Origin of the sequence: Streptomyces pacificus, from assembly GCF_011766325.1 — a bacterium.
GTDB lineage: Bacteria > Actinomycetota > Actinomycetes > Streptomycetales > Streptomycetaceae > Streptomyces > Streptomyces pacificus.
Map to the genome: position 1 here is coordinate 1 of NZ_BLLG01000013.1, position 19538 is coordinate 19538.

Annotated in this window: 10 protein-coding genes; all 10 read left to right on the forward strand. The window is 74.6% G+C overall.

Annotation, left to right across the window (positions count from 1 at the left end; translation table 11 throughout):
• Positions 1 to 12 precede the first annotated feature (12 nt).
• The 10 genes from SCWH03_RS19965 to SCWH03_RS20010 all read left to right on the forward strand — a co-directional run bounded on the left by SCWH03_RS19965 (position 13) and on the right by SCWH03_RS20010 (position 18916).
• On the forward strand, positions 13 to 7836 hold the full coding sequence (locus SCWH03_RS19965; RefSeq protein WP_173265657.1) for a non-ribosomal peptide synthetase: 7824 nt from the start codon (positions 13 to 15) through the stop codon (positions 7834 to 7836).
• Between the two features lies 1 nt (position 7837).
• Positions 7838 to 9628 (forward strand): carbamoyltransferase family protein, encoded by a 1791-nt coding sequence (locus SCWH03_RS19970; RefSeq protein WP_173265658.1) that lies wholly within the window; start codon positions 7838 to 7840, stop codon positions 9626 to 9628.
• Positions 9621 to 13307 (forward strand): non-ribosomal peptide synthetase, encoded by a 3687-nt coding sequence (locus SCWH03_RS19975; protein ID WP_173265659.1) that lies wholly within the window; start codon positions 9621 to 9623, stop codon positions 13305 to 13307. The genes SCWH03_RS19970 and SCWH03_RS19975 overlap by 8 nt, the downstream gene beginning before the upstream one ends.
• A complete protein-coding gene (locus tag SCWH03_RS19980; RefSeq protein WP_173265660.1) occupies positions 13291 to 14784 on the forward strand; it encodes an amino acid adenylation domain-containing protein in 1494 nt (497 codons plus the stop codon). Before SCWH03_RS19975 ends, SCWH03_RS19980 begins: the two co-directional genes overlap by 17 nt.
• A 126-nt stretch (positions 14785 to 14910) precedes the next feature.
• Positions 14911 to 15117: an MbtH family protein gene (locus SCWH03_RS19985; protein ID WP_173265661.1), complete on the forward strand. Its 207-nt coding sequence runs from the start codon at positions 14911 to 14913 to the stop codon at positions 15115 to 15117.
• A gap of 167 nt (positions 15118 to 15284) precedes the next feature.
• Positions 15285 to 16529 carry an MFS transporter gene (locus SCWH03_RS19990; protein ID WP_173265662.1) on the forward strand — a complete coding sequence of 415 codons (1245 nt, stop codon included), beginning with the start codon at positions 15285 to 15287 and terminating at the stop codon, positions 16527 to 16529.
• A 166-nt stretch (positions 16530 to 16695) separates the two neighbouring features.
• On the forward strand, positions 16696 to 17058 hold the full coding sequence (locus SCWH03_RS19995; RefSeq protein ID WP_173265663.1) for a hypothetical protein: 363 nt from the start codon (positions 16696 to 16698) through the stop codon (positions 17056 to 17058).
• Positions 17055 to 17714 (forward strand): nucleotidyl transferase AbiEii/AbiGii toxin family protein, encoded by a 660-nt coding sequence (locus SCWH03_RS20000; RefSeq protein ID WP_173265664.1) that lies wholly within the window; start codon positions 17055 to 17057, stop codon positions 17712 to 17714. Before SCWH03_RS19995 ends, SCWH03_RS20000 begins: the two co-directional genes overlap by 4 nt.
• Positions 17715 to 18099: 385 nt before the next feature.
• Positions 18100 to 18534 carry an aspartate 1-decarboxylase gene (panD, locus tag SCWH03_RS20005; RefSeq protein ID WP_173265665.1) on the forward strand — a complete coding sequence of 145 codons (435 nt, stop codon included), beginning with the start codon at positions 18100 to 18102 and terminating at the stop codon, positions 18532 to 18534.
• A gap of 40 nt (positions 18535 to 18574) precedes the next feature.
• Positions 18575 to 18916 (forward strand): GNAT family N-acetyltransferase, encoded by a 342-nt coding sequence (locus SCWH03_RS20010; RefSeq protein WP_173265666.1) that lies wholly within the window; start codon positions 18575 to 18577, stop codon positions 18914 to 18916.
• Positions 18917 to 19538: the final 622 nt, after the last annotated feature.

The following is a 19538-nucleotide window of genomic DNA, read 5'->3' on the forward strand; positions in this document are numbered from 1 at the left end:
GGGGTTCTGGTGGTGGACGAGTTGCGTGCGTTTCTGGGGCGGATGCTGCCGTCGTATATGGTTCCGCGTCGTTTTGTGGTGCTGGAGGCGCTGCCTTTGACGGCGCAGGGCAAGACGGACTATCGGGGGTTGCCTGTTCCCGAGGCGGTGCGTCCGGTGCTGAGTCGTCCGTATGCGGTTCCCGAGGGGGGTACGGAGGAGTCGCTGGCGGTGATCTGGGGTCGGGTCCTGGGTGTCGACCGGGTCGGTCGACATGACGACTTCTTCGACCTCGGGGGCGACTCCATCCGCTCCCTCCAGGTCCTCGGCCAGGCACGCGACGCCGGCATCACCTTCCGGGTACAGGACCTGCTGGACCGCCCGGTGCTCGCGGAGCTCGCCGAAGCGGTCGACCGGGCAGCGGACGCCGACGAGGCCGGTACGCCGGCCGCGACGTCCGCGACCTCCTCCGCGCCGGCCACGCCGGCCGCGACGCCACCCGCCCCGTTCTCGCTGCTCGCCCCGGAGGACCGGGAGCTGCTGCCCGACGGTCTCGAGGACGCCTATCCGATGGCCGAGCTGCAGGTCGGCATGGTCTACGAGATGCAGCTCGACCCCGAACGGGCCCCTTACCACAACGTGGACAGCCTGCGTATCGCCGGCCCGTTCGACGAGGACGCCTTCCGCGACGCCGTGGCCCGCGTCGTACGCCGCCACCCCGTGCTGCGCACCTCCTTCAACCTCGCCGACTACAGCGAACCCCTGCAACTGGTCCACCCCGCGGCGGACCCGCCGATCACGGTGGTGGACCTTCGGCACCGGAGCCCGGCGGAGCAGACGGCCGCGGTGGCCCGCTACGCAAGGAGCGAGCAGCGTCACCCGTTCGACGTGACCAGGGCCCCCTTGTACCGGATGGCCGTGCACATCCGGTCCGGCGATGTCTTCGAGTGGACGGTCACCGAGCACCACGCGATCCTCGACGGCTGGAGCCTGGCCTCCACGCTCTCGGAGATCGACGAGGTCTACCGCCTGCTTCTCGACGGACAGGACCCCCAAGCGGCGCCGCCCCGTTCCACCTACCGCGACTTCATCGCGGCCGAACGCGCGGCACTGCTCTCGCAGGAGTCCGCCGGCTACTGGCTGCGGCTCCTGGCGGGACGCCCGGACGGCCGGCTGCCCCGGCTGCCGGACGGGCTCGCCCCCCGGGAGCCGGCGCGGCCCGCGGCGAGCGGCACCCACGAGCGTGACGAGAGCCTCGGCTGGGGTGCGCTGACCACCCGGGTGTCCGGCGAACTGCTGCTGCGGCTGGAGGAGTTCGCCCGTCGCAGCCGTGTGCCGTTCAAGTCGGTCGTCCTCGCCGCGCATCTGCGGGTGATCAGCCTGGTGTCGGGCAGCTCCGACGTCCTGGTCGGGCTCACCGCGAACGGCCGGCTGGAGGAGGCCGACGGCGCTGAGGCCCGGGGACTGTTCCTCAACACCGTCCCCTTCCGCCTGCGACTGCCCGACGGCGACTGGACCGACCTGGTACGCGCCGTCTTCGCCGCGGAACGCGAACTGCTGCCCCACCGCCGCTACCCCATGGCCGCGCTCCGGCGCGCGCTCGGCACCGGAGAGCTGTTCGAGGCGAGCTTCACCTACAACCACTTCCACCAGTTCGGCCGGCTGGCCGAGCGGGGCAGGCTCGTCGCCCCGGAACCCGGCACCGATGTGCCGGGGACGGCACGGACCGACTTCCCGCTCGGGGTCACGGTCAGCCGCGAGCCGGCGGCCGGTGGCCTGCACCTGGAGTTGGAGTACGACACAGGAAAGCTCACCGGCGACCAGGTGGCGCTGCTCTGCGACTACCATCTGCGGGTGCTGGAGGCCATGGCGGACGGCGCCGCGGCCTCCCACCGGCACGCCACGCTGCTCGGCGAAGCCGAGGAGGCGCTGCTGTCCTCCTGGAGCGGCACGGCGGCGCCCCGGCCCGGGATCCCGGTCCACGAGCTGCTGCGCGAGCAGGCGGCCCGCACCCCGGACGCCGTCGCCCTGAAGGACGCCGCCGCCGACGGAGGCGGCGGCGGGGACGGGGGCGGCGGCGGGGACGGGGGCGGGGACACCGAGATCGGCTTCGCGGAACTCGACGCCCGCAGCGACGAACTGGCCCGCATCCTGTGCGCGCGGGGCGTGGGGCGCGGAGACCGGGTGGGCGTTCTGCTGCCTCCCGGATCCGCCGCGCTCACCGCCGTCTGGGCGGTGTGGAAGGCGGGCGCCGCCTTCCTGCCCCTCGACCCCGGGCTGCCCGCCGCGCGGCTGAGTGCGATGGTCGACGACGCCCGGCCGGCGCTGCTGGTCACCGACCGCATGGACACCGCGCCGCACGGATACCCGGTGCTCGACCCCTCGGAGTCCGGCCCCGCCCCGGAACGCGCCGACCTGCCGGCGGTCGGGCCCGCCGATCTCGCCTGCGTGATGTACACATCGGGCACGAGCGGACACCCCAAGGGCGTCATGATCGAGCACGGCGGCCTCGCCGGCTACGCGACGGCCCGGCTCCTCCCGCGCCTGCGGTCGGCCGGCTCGGGGGCGAAGCTGAGGGTGGTGGCCGGCACGTCCTCGTTCGTGTCCGACTTCTTCCTGGCCCAGATCCTGCCGCTGCTGGACGGCCACACCGTGCTCGTGCTGCCGCCCGGCGAGGGCCGCGACCCGCGCTACCTCGTCGAGCGCGCCCACCACCCGGACCGGGCGGTCGACGTCATCGAGGCGACGACGGCGCAGGTGCACCTCCTGGCCGAGGCGGGACTCCTCGACGCGCCGTATCCGCCGCGCCTCCTGGTGATCGGCGGTGAGTCGTGCCCGCCCGACCTGTGGGCCGTGCTGCGCGCGCATCCCGCGACGACGGCGTTCAACACCTACGGCCCGACCGAGGCCACCGTGGACGTCACGGCCGTGAACCTGGCCGACTGCCCGGCGCCCGTCATCGGCTCCCCGTACGGCGACGCGCGGATCCACCTCCTCGACGACGCGATGCAGCGGGTACCCGCGGGCACGACGGGCGAGATCCATGTGGGTGGCGACAGCGTCGGCCGCGGCTACCTCGGCCGGCCGCAGGCCACGGCCGACGCCTTCGTCCCCGACCCCTGGGGGCCGCCCGGCAGCCGTCTCTACCGCACCGGCGACCTCGGCCGCTGGACGGCCCAGGGGCGGATCGAGTTCCTCGGCCGACGCGACCTCCAGGTGAAGATCCTGGGGCAGCGGGTGGAGCCGGAGGAGGTCGAGTCCGCGCTGCGCACCCATCCCGGAGTCCGGGCCGCCGCCGTGACCTCCCATCGGACGGCCACGGGCGGGGTCCGGCTGGTGGCCCATGTGGTTCCCGGGGAGGGAACCCCGCCCGTCCCCGGCGGGATCCGGGAGCACCTGCGCACGCGGCTGCCCGCCGCGGCCGTGCCGGCGCTTGTCCGCCTGGTGGGCGCGCTGCCGCTCACCGCGAGCGGGAAGGTCGACCGCTCGGCGCTGCGGCCACCGGACGAGGCCCCCTCGAGCCCGGCGGACTCCCCGGCCCCCTCACCCCTCTCACCCCTCTCACCCCTCTCGGCCCCCTCCCCCCTCGCTCCCCCGGCGGCCGCCGCGCCCACGGCCCCCAGGACGGGGACCGAACACCGGCTGGCACAGGTGTGGGCCTCGGTCCTCGGCGTCCCGGCGGTCGGAGTCGAGGACGACTTCGTGACCCTGGGCGGTCACTCGCTGCTCGCGGTACGCCTCGCCCTGCGGATCAGCGACGCGTTCGACGTCGACTTCCGCCTGCCCCGGGTGTTCGACCTGCCCACCGTGGCCGAGCAGGCCGAGTGGATCGACCGGTCCGCCGCCGCCGACGGCCGGGAGGCGGCCGCCCTCGCCCCCATCCCGCACCTGAGGTACGCCGCCGGTGAGGCGATGCCCGCCTCCTTCGCACAGCAACGCCTGTGGTTCCTGTGGCACCTGGCACCCGACAGCCCGACTTACAACGTCGCCTGGGCCCACGACCTCCACGGCGGTCTGGACACCGCTCTGCTGTCCGTCTGCCTGGACCTCGTCGTCGAGCGCTTCGAGGCACTGCGCACCACCCTGCGGGCCGGGCGCGACGGCGACGTCGTCCAGGTGGTCCACCCGCCCCGTCCACGCCGCCTCGCACCGCAGGACGCCGCACCGGACGCCGTCGGGGCACTCGTCGACCGCGCCGCGGCCGAGCCGTTCGACCTCACCGCGGGCCCGCTGCTGCGCGCCCGCCTCTGGCGCACCGGCCCCGACCACCACGTACTCCTCCTCGTCGCCCACCATGTCGCCCTCGACGAGTGGTCCCTGGCCCTCCTGGAGCGGGACCTGTGGTCCCTGTACCGCGGCGACGGAGACCTCACGGCCGCCCGGCTTCCCGAGCTCCGGGCGACGTACGTCGACTACGCCGGCTGGCAGCGCACCCTGCTCACCCGCGGCGACGAGGAGACGGCCGGCGTGCTCCGCGAGGACCTGGCCCACTGGACCCGCGCCCTCGCCGGCAGCACGCCCACCGGCCCGGCGCCCGACCTGCCCGCGCCGGCCACCCGCACCTTCGCCGGCGACAGCCGGGGCGTCCACCTGCCCGCCGACCGGATCCAGGCGCTCGACGCGCTCCGCGACACCACCCGCACCACCGACTTCACCGTCCTGCTCGCCTGCTACGTCCTGCTGCTCGCCCGTCACACCGGTGACCACGACATCGTGGTCGGTACGCCCGTCTCCGGCCGCTCGCACCCCGACCTCGCGGACGTCGTCGGGTTCTTCGTCAACACCCTGGCGCTGCGCTTCCGACTGGATCCGCACGACGACTTCCGGACCCATCTCGACCGGGTCCGCTCCACCGTCCTGGAGGCGTTCGCCCACCAGGAGACGCCGTTCGAGCATGTGGTGCGCGCCGTCGCGCCGCAGCGCGCCGGCACCCACAACCCGCTCTTCCGCACGATGTTCAGCTACGCGTCGAGCCTCCACCAGGAGGACCCGGCCGCACGCGCGCCGGGCGGCCTCACCCTCCGCGAGCGCCGGATCCGCCCCACGGGAAGCCACTTCGACCTCTCCTTCGCCGTCACCCGCACCGCGGACGGTCTCGACGTCACGGTCGAGTACAGCACCGAGCTCTACCGCCCGGCGACCGCCGAGCGGCTTCTGGAGTCCTTCACCGAACTGCTCGCCGGCGCGGGCCGCACCCCCGCCCCGCCGCTGGGCGACCTCCTGGCCGCCTCCCCGCGCGAACGACGGACGCTGGCCGCCTGGAACGACGCGGCGATCACCCCGACGACGCGCACCCCCGTCCACCATCTGCTGGCCCGGCAGACCCGGCGCACGCCCGACGCGACCGCCGTCCACCACGGCGAGAACCGCCTGAGCTTCCGTCAACTCGACACCGCCAGCACCCGGCTCGCCCGCACCCTGCACCACCGCGGCGTACGGCGCGGTGACACCGTCGGCCTGCACCTTCCGCCCGGCGTGGACACGCTCACCGCCATCTGGGCCGTCTGGAAGGCGGGCGCGGCCTTCGTGCCGCTCGACCCCGACCTCCCGCCGGCGCTGCTGGGCCGCATACGGGACGGCGCGGGAACCGCTGTGGTGATCACCGGCAACGCGGCGACCGCGCCCCGGGGGTGCCCGCTGCTCGACCTCTCGGCCGTCCCCGAGGACCCGCCTCCCGCACGGCTGCCGGAGGTCGGCCCCCTCGACCTGGCGTATGTGATGTACACATCCGGCACGACCGGCCACCCCAAGGGCGTCATGATCGAACACGGCAGCCTGGGCAACCTTGCGGCCGCCCAGCTCCTGCCCCGGGTCCGGGCCGCCGTGGGCGACGGCAAGGTGCGGGTGCTGACCGGCACCTCGGCGTACCTCTCCGACTTCTTCCTCGCCCAGGCACTCCTGCTGCTCGACGGCCACACCCTGGTCGTGCCGACGCCCGGGGAACGCCGCGACCCCGGCACACCGGCCCGGTGGGCGGCGGACCCGGAACGGGCGGTCGGCTTCATCGAGGCCACCACGGCGCAGGTGCAGGCCTACGCGGAGGCCGGCCTGCTGACGGCGCCGCACCCGCCACGGGTGATCGTCGTGGCCGGCGAGCCCTGCCCGCCGGACCTGTGGACGGCCCTGCGCGAGCACCCCGCGCTGACCGCCTACAACGGCTACGGGCCGACCGAGGCCACCGTCGAAGCCACCTTCGCCGACCTGGCCGACCACCCCGCGCCCGTCATCGGAACCCCCTACGGCAACGCCCGGATCCATGTCCTCGGCTCCGACGGGCGGCCCGTCCCGCCGGGCACCGTCGGCGAGATCCACATCGGCGGGCCCGGCGTCGGCCGCGGATACCTCGGCCGGCCCGCCGCCACCGCCGCCGCCTTCCCGCCCGACCCCTTCGGGCCGCCCGGCAGCCGCCTTTACGCCACCGGAGACCTCGGCCGCCACCTCACCAACGGCCTTGTCGAGTTCCACGGGCGCCACGACCACCAGTTGAAGGTCGCCGGCCGGCGGATCGAACCCGAGGAGGTCGAGACCGCCCTGCGCAGCCATCCCGGCATCGCCGCCGCCGCCGTGACACGGCACCCCGGACACGAGCACCTCACCGCCCACCTCGTGGCCGCACCCGGCCACACCCCCGACCCCCGCCGGCTCCGGGAGCACCTCGCCGAACTGCTGCCCGCCGCCGCGATACCCGCCGGCTACGCCGTCCACCCGGCCCTGCCCACCACCCCCGGAGGCAAGCTCGACCGCAGGGCCCTGCCGGAGCCGCGCCGGACACCGGGCGCCGACCGGCGGCCCGCGCCGCACGGTCCCCGCACCGACACCGAACGGCTCGTCGCCGGCGTCTGGAGCGACCTGCTCGGCGTCGACGACATCGGCGTCCACGACGACTTCTTCGTCCTGGGCGGCCACTCCCTGCTCGCCGTGCGACTCGTCGGCCGGCTCCGGGAAGCCGCCGGCACCGAGATGCCGCTCGCCCGCCTCTACGCCGACTCCACCGTGGCCGGCCAGGCGGCGTGGATCGACGGGACCCACCCCGCCCGGGGCACCGGCACGCAGCGGATCGTGCCCATGGCCGGCATCCCTGGACGCCGCCCGCTGGTGCTGGTGCATCCGCTGGGCGGGACGCTCTTCCCGTACCGCGACCTCGCGGCCGAGACGGGCGGCTCCTACGAGGTGCTGGGCGTCCACGCCGACCTGCGGACCGGGACCGGCCCGCAGGACCTCGGCGCACTCGCCGAGTCGTACGCGGGGGAACTCGCGGAGGTGCTCGACGGACGCGAGCCCGTGGTGGCGGGCTGGTCGGCCGGTGGCGTCCTGGCCCACGAACTCGCCGTCCGCCTCACCCGGCACGGCATCGGCGTCCACCGGCTCGTCGTCCTCGACGCGGCCCCCGCCCCCGTCGGCGGTGGTCCGGCCGGGGACGGCGGCGCGGCCGACGCTGCGGCACTGGACGCGCTGCTCGACCGGGTGGCGGACGAAGGACCGGCCGCGCTGCCCACGGCCGAGGGCGGCGGCGAACTGCTGGCCTTGCTGGGCGTCGATCCCGGGGAACTGGCCGCGCTCGACGGCCCGGCCACCGCCTCGATCATGGCCTTCTGGCGGGACATGCTCACCGCACTGGCCCGGCACCGGCCCTCCCGGTTCGACGGAGCCGCCGACCTCGTCCTGTCCGCCGCGGCAGACGACGCGGACCGGCTGCGCACGATCGAGGGATGGCGGGCGGCGACCCGTGAGCTGTCGGTGCGCACGGTCGGCGCCGACCACTTCCGGATGCTGCGGCGCCCCTGGATCACCACGGTGGCGGACGTGCTGCGCGAGGCGGCGGACCCGCGCCACCCGATCGAAGAGACAGGAGTCTGACGTGCTGGTGCTCGGTATCAGCGGGCTCGACCGCTCGATGTCCGTCAAGCAGGACATGCTGCCCGGCCTCGACCGGCGCGAGCGGCGCCTGGTGCAGGGGCTGGACTCGGCCGCGGCCCTGGTCGACGAGAACGGCGTCGTCGCCGCTTCGGCCCAGGAGCGCCACGACGGCGTCAAGGGGACCGGGGCGTTCCCCGCCGACGCAATCGAGGCGTGCCTGCGCATGGCCGGTGCGGCCCTGGACGACGTGGCGCAGGTGGCCCACGGCTTCCGGTACGAGCCCTCCGCGGCCTTCGAGCGCGACGCCTACGCACGCCGCTGGTACGCCGAGGTGTACCGGGAGCGGGTGCAACTCGACGTGCTCCGCGAGCACTACCCGGAGCAGGACTGGGACCGCAAGCTCGTGCGGGTCCCCCACCATCTCGCCCATGCGGCGAGCGCCTACTACCTGAGCGGCTTCACCGACGCCACCGTCCTCGTCGCCGACGGCATGGGCGAGAGCGAGTCCACCTCGGTGTTCGCGGGGCGCGGCGCCGGTCTGGGCCTCCTGCGCAGCCATCCGATCTCCCACTCGCTCGGCATCCTCTACAGCGTCGTCACCCAGTACCTGGGCTTCGTGCCCGGCATGGACGAGTACAAGGTGATGGGCCTCGCCCCCTACGGCGACACCGGCCGATACGCCCGCGCCGCCGGCGAGCTGGCGCGGCAGGTACCCGGCGGCCGGCTGCTGGTCCCCGTACTCGCCCACGACCGGACACCGGTGGAACGGGAGACCCACCGCGGTGCGATCCGGCGCCTCGAAGAGCTGTTCGGACCGGCCAGGCACCCCGAAGCCCCCCTGGACCAGCGGCACATGGACATCGCGGCCGTCCTCCAGCACGCGCTGGAGCGGAGCCTGCTGCACGTGCTGCGCACGGCGGCCGAGGACCCGCAGGGGGGCTCCCGCTCGCTGTGCATGGCGGGCGGGGTCGCCCTCAACTGCACCGCCAACGGGGTCATCGCCCGCAGCGGTCTCTACGACCGGGTCTTCGTGCAGCCGGCGGCCGGGGACGACGGGGCCGCCCTGGGAGCGGCGCTGTGGCAGATGCGGCAGCACGCGCCCGCGCCGCCGGCGGCGATGACGATGCCGTACTGGGGCGAGGAGTTCGGGGAGCGGGAGATCGAGGAGGCGCTCTCGGCGCTCGGCCCCGGTCACACCCTCGTCAGGCTCCCGGAGGAACGGCTGCCGGCGCAGGTGTCGGCGCTGATCGGCGGCGGCGCCGTCGTCGCCTGGCACCAGGGGCGCATGGAGTTCGGCCCGCGGGCGCTGGGCAACCGCAGCATCCTGGCCGACCCCAGGGCGCCCGGTATGCGGGCCCGGCTGAACACGCTGGTCAAGCAGCGGGAGGAGTTCCGGCCCTTCGCTCCCGCCGTCACCGCGGAGGACGCGGGGGAGTACTTCGAGATGGAGCCCGGCCGGGAGAGCATGTACCGGCACATGCTGTTCGTCACCCGGGTACGCGAGAAGCACCGGGAGGCGCTGCCCGCGATCACCCATGTCGACGGGTCGGCCCGTGTCCAGGTCGTCGAACGGCCGACGGCGCCGCGGTTCTGGCGGCTGATCCGGCGCTTCGGCGACGACTTCGGTGTCCCGGTGCTGCTCAACACGTCGTTCAACCTGCGGGGGCAGCCGATCGTGCGGACGCCGCGTGAGGCGGTCGAGACCTATGCCCGCTCGACGCTGGACGCCCTGGCGATCGGCGACCGGCTGGTCACCCGGGACGGCGCGGTGCGGGACGGCGGCCATGGCTGAGCCGACCGGCGGGCCGCTCGGTCCCGGTCCCGGTGCCGCGGGCGGTCCCGGCGCAGGTCCCGGTCCCGGTGCGGCGGGCGGGCGCGGCGCAGGTCCCGGTCCCGGTGCGGCGGACGGGCGCGGCGCAGGTCCCGGTGCGGCGGGCGGGCGCGGCGCAGGGCCCGAACACCCCGGCGGAAGCGGTCTGAGAGCCGCCGTCGCCGAGGTCTGGTGTGCGGCGCTCGGCACCGGGGAGGCCCGGGACGAGGACCACTTCTTCATGGCGGGCGGGGACTCCGTTCTCGCGGTCGAGACCGCGATGGCCCTGCGCGAGGCGACCGGGACCGAGCCGGTCCTCGACATCCTCTTCGAGTACCCCGAGTTCGGCAGGCTCGTCGCGGCGCTCGGCGGGGAGCGGCGCGGTTCGGGACACGGCGCACCACGCGCGCTCACCCCGGCCGAGGAACGCCTGTGGGCGGTCGAGCAGGTGCACCGGGGCACGCCGCTCTACCACGTCGGCGCGGTCTACCGGTTCGACGGGCCGGTCGACGTGCCCCGGCTGCGCGCCGCGCTCGACGCGCTGGCGGCGGAGCACGACGCGCTGCGCCGCGGCTTCCAGGCGCCGGGCCGGGCCGTCACCGCGGCCGTCGTGTCGGTGCCGTGCCGCTGGGTGGACGCCCGGGACGTGCCCGCCGAGGCGGTCGGCAGGCTCCTGGACGACGAGGTACGGGTCCCCTTCGACCTCGCGCGGCCGCCGCTGCTGCGAGCCCTGGCCGTCGGGCGCGGCCAGGCCGGCGACGTACTGCTGCTGACGGTTCACCACCTGGTGTGCGACGGCAGGTCGCTGGCGCTCCTGGAGACCCGGCTCGGAGAACTCTACGACGGCGCCGGACCGGTGGCGGCGGAACCGGTCGCCGCCGCAGGGACCCTCTCCCCGCCGCCACGGCGCGAGGAGGCGGCCCTCGAGCACTGGCGCCGTGTGCTGGCCGGCGCGCCCGCCGGGCTGGACCTGCCGCACGACCTGCCGCGTCCCGCCCGGCTGGGCACCGCGGGAGGTGTCCACACGCTGACGATGCCCGCGCGGGCGGTGGCCGCGCTGGAAGCGGTGGCCGAGCAGGAGCGGCTGAGCCCGTTCATGGCGTGGACGGCCGCGTATGTGACGGCGCTGAGCGCGGTCACCGGCGAACGCGACCTCGTCGTGGCCGTCCCCGCCTCCTCGCGCGGTCCGCGGCAGCGCGCGGAGGTCGGCATGTTCGTCGGCATCCTCCCCCTGCGCGTCGGCCTCCGGCCGGGGGCTACCGCCCGGAACGCGGCCGGGCAGGTGCGCCGCACGGTGACCGAGGCGCTGGCCCACCGGCAGGTGCCGTTCCAGACGATGGTGGAGGAGAGCCGTCACACCGCGGACCCCTCGCGGGCGCCCCTCGCCCAGGCGGCCTTCACCTTCCTCGACGCCTCGGAAGGGGGCCTGCGCCTTCGCGGGACGGCCGCCGCGCGCGAGCTGCTGCCGACGGGCACCGCGAAGTACGAGCTGATGTGGTCGGTGACCCGGTGCGCGGACGCCACCACGGCCGAACCCGCATACCGCGCCGAACTCGAGTACCACGCCGAGCTGTTCTCACCGGAGGCCGCCGAGGATCTGCACCGGCGGCTGGTGGCGGCGGTCGGCACGGCCTTCGCCCGCCCCGACGAGCCGCTGCCGGTGACCGGACCCATGGCACAGGCCCCGTACACACCGGTGCACGAGCGGGTCCGCCGGCACGCGGTGCGGCGGCCCGGCGCGCCGGCGGTCCTGCACGGCGCCACCCGGCTGACCTACCGGGAGCTGGACCTGCGGGCCACGGCGATCGCCGCCGGGCTGCGGGGAGCCGGACTGGGGCGCGGCTCGGTGGTCGCCGTCTCGGCGCCACGGGGCGCCGACACCGTGGCGGCCTTCCTCGGGGTGCTCTACGCGGGCTGCGCCTATCTGCCGGTGGACGTGCGGCAGCCGGTGGCGCGGTCCCGCGCGCTGGTGCGGTCCGCCGCGCACGCCGTCCTGGTGCCGGGCCCGGCCGAAGCCGCCGCGTACGCCGACACCGTGCCGGTACTGCGGCTCGACACGCTGCCCGCACCGTGCGACCCGGCGGGCCCACCGCTGCCCCCCGTGGCACTGACTCCCGAGGACGCCGCCTATGTGATGTTCACCTCGGGGTCCACCGGCGAGCCGAAGGGCGTGGTCGTCCCGCACCGGGCGATCAGCAGGCTCGTCCCCGACGCCGACTTCGCCACCGTCGGCACCGGCGACCGGGTGGCCCATCTGTCCAGCCCCGCCTTCGACGCGTCGACGTTCGAGATATGGGGGGCGCTCGCCGGCGGCGCCACCCTGGTCGTGGACGACCGCGAGACCGCGACGTCCCCCGCCGGACTGAGGAGGTTCCTGGAGCGGGAGCGGATCACCGTCCTCTGGCTGACCACGACGCTGCTCAACCAGGTGGTGGACTTCGCGCCGGACGCGTTGCGGCATCTGCGGGTACTGCTGGCCGGCGGAGAGCAGCTGGACGGGCGCCGGCTGGCGAAACTGCTGGCCGGCTCCCCTCCGGGCCGTGTCGTCAACGGCTACGGGCCCACGGAGAACACCACGTTCAGTACCACCCACGACATCAGCGCGGCCGACACCGCGGAGGGTCCCGTACCGATCGGGACGCCGATCTCCGGTACCACCGCCTACGCGCTCGGACCCGGGGGAAGTCCCGTGCGCGCGGGCGAAGCCGGAGAGCTGTACGTCGGGGGCGACGGACTCGCCCGCGGCTATCTCGACGCTCCGGCCCTGACGGCCGACGCCTTCGTGCCCGATCCGTTCGATCCGCGCGGCGGACGGCGGATGTACCGCACCGGCGACCGGGTCAGGGTGCTGCCGGGCGGTGGATTCGCCTTCCTCGGGCGCCGGGACGACCAGGTGAAGGTCCGCGGGCACCGGGTCGAACTCGCGGAGGTGGAGCGGGCGGTGCGCGATCTGGAGGGCGTCGCCGACGCCGTCGTCGTCGCCCGGCCCGCGGACACCGGAACCGAGATCACCGCGTGCGTCACCGGGCCGGCCCCCGGGGACGCCGGGGCCCTCGCCGCGCGGCTGCGCGAAGTGCTGCCGCACTACATGGTGCCGGAGGTGGCCGTGCTCGACCGGATTCCGGTCAACGCCAACGGCAAGGCCGACCGTACCGCCCTGCTCGCCGCGCTCGGACCGGCCGCGGCCGGGATGACGGCACCGGCGGGCGGACCGCTCCCGCCGTCGCCGTCGCCGGGAGCGGTCCGCCCGCCGGCCGAGGCGGAGCCCGGTGGCGGCGAAGACCCGCACGACGCGCTCGCCCGCGGTGTCCACACGCTCTGGTGCGAGGCGCTGGGGACCGCACGGGCGCACCCGGAGGACAACTTCCTGGCCCTCGGCGGCCACTCCATCAAGGCGCTGCGGCTGCTGGCGCGGGTCGACGAGGAGTACGGGGCGGACATCGAGCTGGTGCACTTCCTCACCAGCCCGACCCTGCGCGAACTCACCGCGCTCGTCAGGGGGCAGGCGGCCGGCACCGAGGCGCCGGGCGGGACGGACGGGACGGACACGCCGGGCGGGACGGACGGGACAGGCGGAACGGATGCGCATGACGGGGCGGACGGGGCGGACGGGGCGGATATGCCGGACGGGGAGGAGCGTGCCGATGAGAGCACCGGATGAACGGACGCCCTCGGCCCTGGAGCGCTTCCTGCACCACGCCCGGGCCGACCCGTCGGCGATCGCCGTACAGGACGACGCGTCCGCCCCCCTCACCTACGGGGCGCTGCTCGACGCGGCACGGCAGACGGCGCGGCGGCTCGCCGACGACGGTGCGCGGCGCGGCTCCCGCGTGGCGGTGGAGTGCAGCTACGGCGCCCGCTACCTCGTTCCGCTGCTGGGGTGCTGGCTGCTGGGATCCGTACCCGTCCCGGTGGATCCGGCCTCCCCGGCCGACCGCCGGCGCCACCAGGTCCGGCAGGCCCGCTGCGGCACGGCGGTGACCGGACCCGGCACGGACGGGGCGGTCGCCGGGGCGGTCGCCGATGTGGTGTCGGCGCACGGCGGGGGCGGTTGCGGGGAGCCCGAGGAACCCGCGGCGTACATCCTGTTCACCTCCGGCTCGACGGGCCGGCCCAAGGGCGTGGAGGTCGAACACCCGGCCCTGCTGAACATGCTGGAGCACTTCGTGCGGGCGCTCGGCTTCGGCCCGGGGGACCGCATGCTCGCCCACAGCAGCACCGTGTTCGACATGTCCGTACCGGAAATGCTGATCCCCCTGGTCAGCGGCGGCACGGTCGCCGTGGCGCCACCGCGTTCGGTGCGCAACCCCGAACTCTTCGCCGACTGGCTGCGGTCCCATCCGGTGGACGCGGCCTGGGCCACCCCCAGCCAGCTGCGCCTGCTGCTGCCCTTCCTGCGCGGCGACCGGGTCTTCGGCACCCTCATCAGCGGTGGTGAGGCACTGCCCGCGGAACTGGCCGGCGCACTGCGGAAGGTGTGCGGGGCGCTGTGGAACGCCTACGGGCCGACGGAGGTCACGGTGGTCGGGCTCTGTGCCGAGGTGGAGCCGCCCTACCGCGATCCGCTGCCGATCGGGGTGCCGCTGACCGGACTGCGCGCCCACGTCCTGGACGAAAGGCAGCGGCCCGTGCCGCCGGGGACGGCCGGAGAGCTGTGCCTGTCGGGGACCGGTGTGGCGCGGGGCTACACCGGGAGTCCGGAGCTGACCGCCCGGTCCTTCGTCACCGGCCCGGACGGTGAACGGATGTACCGCACCGGTGATCTGGTGACGAGGGGGACGGACGGGCTCCACTACTTCCGCGGCCGCGGCGACGACCAGGTCAAGATCCGCGGCCACCGGGTCGAGCTGGGCGACGTGGAGGCGGCGGCGCGGCGGCTGCCGTCCGTGGGCCAGGCGGTCGCCGTGGTCTCGGACCTCCTCAGCGGCCGGCCGGACCTCTTTCTGGCCGTGGTCCCCCCACCGGGCGAGGCCCCACCCGACCCGGCGGACCTGCGCAGGCAGCTCTACGGACTGCTGCCCGCCTTCATGCGGCCACGGCAGGTGCTGCCCTTCGGCGCCCTCCCGCGCGACAGCGCGGGAAAGACGAGCCGCCGGGCCGTAGGCGACCTGGTCGAGGAACGGCTGCGCGGCGACTGACGGCGGCCCGACCCTCGTGCCCCTTCGATCCCCCTGCCCCTCCGAACACCGTGCCCCTTCGATCCCCCTGCCCCTCCGAACACCGTGCCCCTCCGAACACCGTCACTTCACACGAGGAGATGCAGCATGAGCGAGCAGACCACCGAGGCCAGGTACGTGGTCGTCATCAACGACGAGGAGCAGTACTCGGTCTGGGCCGCCGGCCGGGCCGTCCCCGCCGGCTGGCACACCACGGGGCACGAGGGCACGCGGGAGGAGTGCCTGGAGCACATCGGCCGCGTCTGGACGGACATGCGCCCCAGGAGTCTGCGGCAGGCCATGGGCGACGCCTGAGACGTCCGGTGCGGCCGTGACCGGTGCGGCCGTGCGCCGTCCGGTGGCGGCTGTGCTCACGACCGATGCGGCCGTGAGAGGTGCGGCCGGGCTGTCGGGGCGGGCTCTCCGGAAGCGGCCCGGTCCCGCCCCGGCACACCCCGCACCGCGATCCCGTGGAGATCCCCATGTGGAAACTGCTCCGCTCCAACGCGCTCTTCCGCCGCCTGTTCCTCGGCGAGGCCTTCTCGAGCTTCGGGGACAGCGCCATGTTCCTGTCGCTCGCGATCTGGGCGAAGGACCTCACCGGCTCCGACGCCGCCGCGGGCATCGTCTTCCTGATCATCACCGCGCCGGGGCTCACCGCTCCGCTGCTCGGGCATCTGGTGGACCGGGTCCAGCGCAGACCGCTGCTGCTGAGGATGTACTTCGGCATGGCCGTGCTGGTGCCCTCCCTGCTGCTGGTGCGCGGCGCCGGGCAGCTGTGGATCATCTACCTGGTGACGCTGGCCTACGGGCTGGTGTTCGCCACTCCGGCACGGCAGGCGCTGCTGAAGGACCTGCTGCCCTCCGACGACGCCGTCGCCGCCCGCTCGCTGCTCATCACCACACGGGAGGGAGTGCGCATCGTCTCCCCGGTGGCGGGCGCGGGCGTCTACGCCGCCTTCGGCGGCGGGGCGCTGGCCTACCTCGGGTCGGCGACCTTCCTGGTGGCCGGGTTCGTCCTGCTGTCGGTCAGGGTCGTGGAGTCGGAGCCCGAGCCCGCCGGGGAGCCGCTGCGCCGCGCACTGCCCGCGGGGTTCCGTTTCGTGCTGGGGGTGCCGCTGCTCCGGAGGCTGACGCTCGCGATGGTGGGCTTCCTCGGCGTGGTCGGCCTGCTGGAGACCGCGGCCTTCGCCGCCGTCGACCAGGGGCTCGGCCGGCAACCCGAGTTCATCGGGGTGATGGCGTCCGTGCAGGGCGGCGGCTCGGTCGTGGGCGGCGTGCTTGCCGGGCTGCTGGTGAAACGGGTCGGGGAGGCCCGGTCCAGCGGCGCCGGGTACGCGCTCGTCTCGGCGGGTCTCGTCCTGTGCGTCTCCCAGCACACCGCGCTGTTCCTGGTGGGTGCCGCCCTGATCGGTACCGGGCTGCCGTTCGTGGCGGTGGCGATCGGCACCGCGTCGCACCTCTACGCCCCGGCCCGGATGCAGGGCCGGGTGAACTCCGCCGTCAGCACCTTGACGGATACCGCTCAGACGATGTCGATCGCCGCAGGGGCGGCGCTCATCGTGCTGGTCGACTACCGCGTGATGTACGGCGCCATGGCCCTGTCGGCGGTCGCCTGCGCCCTTGCCGTGGCACTCCGTCCCGCGGCGGTGCCCCCCGTCGCGCCCTCCGTCGCCGACGAAGGGCCGCCCCCGGCCGACGCCCCCGGCGGGCGCGGCTCCCCGTGAGCCGTTCCGGCCTACCGGCCCGGCCCGAGGCCTGCGCGGGTGGCAGGCGATGAGCCAAGCGCCCACCGGCTGAGCTGTCCGGGGCGGGGGCGGCCACCCGATGTACGTACGACAGGGGAGCCCCGCAACCGCCATGCCGCCGCCTCCCAGCAGCGATACTGGATGGATGGACACGACGATCACCGCGCCCCGCGCCGAGGTGCTGCGGAACCGCTACCGCAGCCGACTGCCCGAGCGCTTGCAGGAGCTGGCCGGCCCCATCGAGGGCAACGTGGACCTGCCGCTCCATATCGTCTGGTCCGGGCGGACCAGCTACAGCCTGGACCGTCCGAAGTCCCGCATGACGCTCTACCGGACCGTCCTCGCCGAAGGACTGAGCGAGGACCTGGTGACCCTCCTGCACCACCGGCTGCTCGCCGAGCAGTGGCCCGTGCTGCGGCGCTTGATCAGTCCCTACATCCGCGAGGTCTGGGAGGACGCCTTCCCGGAGCTGCTGCGCACCGCTCCGGCCGACACGACTGCCGCGTGAAGCTCACTCCGCTCCACGAGCGTCTCCTCGCCGACATCCTCGACCTCGGCTCCCCCTACCCTCTGGTCCTCACCGGCGGATACGCCGTGCAGGCCCACGGCCTGGTCGAACGCTTCAGCCGCGACCTCGACGTCGCCACCGAGAACCCTGCTCCGATGCAGGAGATCGTCGCCTCACTCACAGCCGGCCTCAGCGCGCGCGGATGGCGGACCGCGCACGTCCAGACCGATCCGCTCAGCGGCCGGTTCCTCGTCACCGATCCGGACACCGGCGAGGAGTGCGAGGTCGACGTCCTCAAGGAGGCGTTCTGGGCTCCGCCCGCTCAGACCCCCTACGGCCCCGTTCTTTCCCTCGATGACGTGATCGGCACCAAGGTCCGCGCCCTCGCCGACCGCGGCACCGTCCGTGACCTCATCGACGTCCAGGCTGCCTCCCGCCACCGCTCCACCGCCGACCTCGAATCCCTGGGCCGCCGTCGCGCCCACGACGAGTTCAGCCTCGAAGACCTCCGGGACCGGCTCATCGGCGCGGACTGGTACGAGGACGAGGACTACACCGCGTACGGGCTCGCCTCCCGGCAGATCGAAGAACTCAAGGCGTGGGCGCTGGAGTGGGCGGAGGATCTGGGTGCGCGGATCCATGACGACAACGCCTGAGAGGCGGACACGCGTGGTCCGGGCAGGCGGCCCCGGGGTGGCTCCTCGCGTACCCGCTCCGGGCGCAAGCCCGGTAAGCAGCCCGGGTATGAGGGTACGACGCTGCGACAGGTCGATGATCGTGACCCGCATGCACCTGATGTAGCGTCAGGTAGGTCAGCATCTGGTCAGCACCAGTTCCCGAACAGCCTGATACGGCTGTCCGGCAGACGTTTGGTCGATGGCGTCACAACAGCCTGGTCGGCGCGGAAGCCCAGGCAGGGAGCGCTATCCCCGCTGAGAAGCGATGTTCCTCACAATCATCGGCCCCGGCGTGCCCGTGTAGAGTGAAGACCGCCCTTGACCTGTAGAAAGCTGGCAGGGAGCCGTCTTCCAGGAGTCCAAAGTGCTGCGTACTCTGTTCAAGTCCAAGATCCACCGGGCCACCGTGACCCAGGCCGACCTGCACTACGTCGGTTCCGTCACCGTCGACGCCGAACTGATGGAAGCGGCCGACCTGCTTCCCGGTGAGCTCGTGCACATCGTCGACATCGACAACGGTGCCCGACTCGAGACCTATGTCATCGAGGGCGAGCGGGGATCCGGCGTCATCGGCATCAACGGTGCCGCAGCCCATCTCGTGCACCCCGGCGACCTGGTCATCCTCATCAGCTACGCCCAGGTGGACGACGCCGAAGCGCGGGAACTGGCACCCCGCGTCGTCCACGTCGACGGCCGGAACCGCATCGTCCAGCTGGGCTCGGACCCCTCGGCCCCGGTCCCCGGGAGCGACACGGAGGGCAGCCCGCACGCCGTGCCCGCTCCCTCGGCCCGATCCTGATCCGGTCCACCGGCGAAACCCGCTGACCGAGGAGAGCGCAATGGCCGACCCCGAACTCCGAGACCACCGCGAGAACGGCAGGCTGGAGGCGTACCAGGACGGTGTGCTCGCCGGCCACATCGCCTACTTCACACTGGACTTCGATCCGGCCGCACTGGTCGCGGTGCACACGATCGTCGAGCCGGCGTACGAGGGGAGGGGAATCGGCAGCGCCCTGGTGCGGGAGTTCTTCGCGACCGCCGCCCGCGAGGGAGTGCCGGTCGTGCCGCTGTGCCCGTTCGCGGTGGGATGGGCGCAGCGCCACCGGGAGGAGGCTCCCGCGCCGTACGCCGCACTCGTCGTGGAGGCCGAGCGGCAGGCGAAGGACCACCCGGGGCTCTGACCGGCCCGCCGAGGCCGGTCGGCCACCCGGGCTGGTCGGCCCACCCGGGCCGACGAGCGCGCGCGGACGGCGTGCAGCTGAGGCCGGCCGGCGGTGGCAGGGCCCGTATCGGCGCCGCCGCACACAGCCCCCGGTCAGGGCGCCCGTCTCGGCGCCCGGCGGGACCGCCACCGCCCCTGCTCGGCCCCTATGCCCTCGCGCGCCCGCGCCGACGCGTCCCTCCTCCGGGTGCGCCGACTCCGCGACTCCGCGCCTCCTCGGCCCACCACGCACCCGCGGCGATGAGTGGACCGGGCAGGTGTGGGAAGCCGCAGGCATGGAGGCCCCGACGCGCCTGCGGCCGACCGACGCCCGGCCGCCGTCGGCGCTCGGCACGATCGAACACCCGGGAGCCAGTCATGCCCCAGCCGCTGCCCGACCCCGCACCTGCCGCACCGGCCCCCGACCCGGTGCCCCGGGACCCCGTACCACCGACGCCGCCCCCCGACCCGGTGCCCCCTGCTCCTACGCCTCCGCCGCCCCCCGGCCCGGGGCCGGAGCCGGGCCCGGGGCCCGGACCCGTACCCCCGCCGCAACCGCCGCCCGGCCCCGCGCCGGATCCGATCCCGAAACCGCCGGGACC